Raw genomic sequence first — 1181 nt, forward strand, 5'->3', positions numbered from 1 at the left:
TCCTTTTCTCGCTTGTCACCGCGAACCTGGTGGTAGCCTGGGCGTTCTGTCTGCGGGCGGACGCGATTACCCGGTGCTCCGGTGGACGGGGGACCCCGGCGATCCTGTATTCGGGTGTCGTTCTCGATACTATCCTGATCTTCTGGTTCACCTGCGCCTCCGATTCCAACGTTGCCCGGGCAAGCCTCTCGGCACTCGTGATCGCCCCCGGCATGGCTTTCATGGGATACCTTGCGATACGGTCTGCCGGGAATGAGAACCGGTTCATCAACGGGTCGTTTTTCGTCGCCCTGTCCGGGATCGCCTCCCTCTATGTCATCCGCTGCATCTACTGGGCGTTCCTTCCCCCCGAGAGCATCTTCTCGGCCGATGACTTCAACAGCATCTTCTTCGTGGCAATCGTAGCAGGAGAGATCCTCGGGGGCGTCCTGTTCCTGATGCTGAACATGGTCCGGGAACAGGGTGAAGTTGCCGAAAGCGAGGAGAGGTACCGTATCCTTTCGGAGAACCTGCCGGACTTCATCGTTGTCCATGACGGGACATCCATCCTCTACGCAAACCCGGCTGCCGTACGGTTCACGGGGATCTCCCTTGAAGCCCTGGCGGGACAGCCCATAACCACCTTCATTGCACCGGAGAGCCGGGCGAAAAGCGGGCAGATGATCCAAACGATCCTCGCCACGTCCGCACCGGCAAAACCGCACGAGATCCTCATCGCCGGGCCGGATGGCAGGACCTATACCTGTATCGTGCAGAGCGTGCCGGTCCGGTATGGGCGGGGCCCGGCCATCATGAGCGTCCTGACCGACATCACGGAGCGCAAACAGATCGAAGAGGCGCTCCGTACGGTCAACCGGAAGCTCAACCTCCTGTCCGGCATAACCCGGCATGATATCAAGAACCAGCTGATGGCCCTCTCGGCATATCTCGAAATTTCCAGAACCTCCCTTGAGGATCCCGTACAATGCGTCAGATTCATTGAGAAAGCCATGGAGGTTGCCCGGACAATCGAGAACCAGATCAGTTTCACCAAGGATTATGAGGGTCTGGGAGTAAAGGCGCCGGTATGGCAGGATGTTGATGCCCTGATGAAGAAGATCCTGCCCCGGCTCCCGGTCCGAAATATCCGGATCGACTGCAGCAACCCGGGGCTGGAAGTCTTTGCCGACCCGCTCTTAGAG

The 1181-nt window shown here is 59.1% G+C and carries 1 protein-coding gene; it reads left to right on the forward strand.

Features of this window, described 5'->3' with window-relative positions; all coding sequences use genetic code 11:
- Window positions 1-1181, forward strand: a 1181-nt coding sequence (locus CW742_RS14070) for a PAS domain S-box protein (protein WP_292421456.1), incomplete at both ends; no start/stop codon positions are given.

It is taken from the genome of Methanoregula sp. (assembly GCF_002835825.1).
GTDB lineage: Archaea > Halobacteriota > Methanomicrobia > Methanomicrobiales > Methanospirillaceae > Methanoregula.